This is a genomic window from Kitasatospora nipponensis, assembly GCF_039528135.1.
In the GTDB taxonomy this organism is placed as follows: domain Bacteria; phylum Actinomycetota; class Actinomycetes; order Streptomycetales; family Streptomycetaceae; genus Kitasatospora; species Kitasatospora nipponensis.
In genome coordinates, this window is sequence record NZ_BAAALF010000550.1 from 1 (window position 1) to 936 (window position 936).

Genomic DNA, 936 nt, shown 5'->3' on the forward strand with positions numbered 1-936 from the left:
AATCGGTCGGGGTTGACGAGGACTTCTTCGCGCTGGGCGGCCACTCCCTGTCCGCGGTCCGACTGCTCAGCCGGGTCAGGGCGGTCCTGGGCGTGGAGTTGCCGTTGCGCGTGCTGTTCGAGGCGCCCACGGTGGCCAAGCTGGCAGCCCGCGTGGCCGGCGCGGGCCAGGCCCGCACAGCGCTGACGGTTGTGGAGCGACCGGAACGGGTGCCGCTGTCGTTCGCGCAGCGCCGACTGTGGCTCATCGGACAGCTGGAGGGCCCGAGCACGACCTACAACGTGCCTGTGGCGCTGAGCCTGTCGGGTGAGCTGGACGAGGAGGCGCTGGGCGCCGCACTGCGGGACGTGCTGGGTCGGCACGAGGTGCTGCGCACCGTCTTCCCCGCGGATGAGAACGGCGAGCCCTACCAGCGGATCGTCCCGCTCGACGAGTTGGCGTGGGAACTGGAGGTCGCCGAGGTCTCCCGGGCGGGGCTGGCGGACGCGGTCGCCACTGCGATGGCCTACACGTTCGACCTGGCCGCCGAGGTGCCGATCCGGGCATGGCTGTTCTCGGACGCCTCCGAAGACCGGATCCTGGCTCTGACGGTCCATCACATTGCCAGCGATGGCTGGTCGATGGCTCCGCTGGCCGATGACATCTCCGCTGCATATGCGGCTCGGCGTGAGGGCCGGGCCCCGGAGTGGTCCCCGCTTCCCGTGCAGTACGCGGACTACGCGCTGTGGCAGCGTGAGTTGCTGGGTGACGAGCGGGACCCGGAGAGCCTGCTGTCGAATCAGGTGGCTTACTGGCGTGAGACGTTGGCCGGGGCCCCGCAGGAGTTGCGGCTGCCGTTCGACCGGTTGCGTCCGGTGGTGGCGAGTTACCGGGGTCATCGGGTGCCGCTGGAGATTCCGGCCCAGGTGCACGCGCGGCTGGTGGAGGTGGCGCGGG

1 protein-coding gene is annotated in these 936 nt (G+C 70.6%); it reads left to right on the plus strand.

The genetic code is table 11. The features are described from left to right. Positions 1-131: 131 nt before the first annotated feature. The coding region (locus tag ABD323_RS41815) for a condensation domain-containing protein (protein WP_344447308.1) at positions 132-936 on the plus strand (805 nt) is incomplete at its 3' end.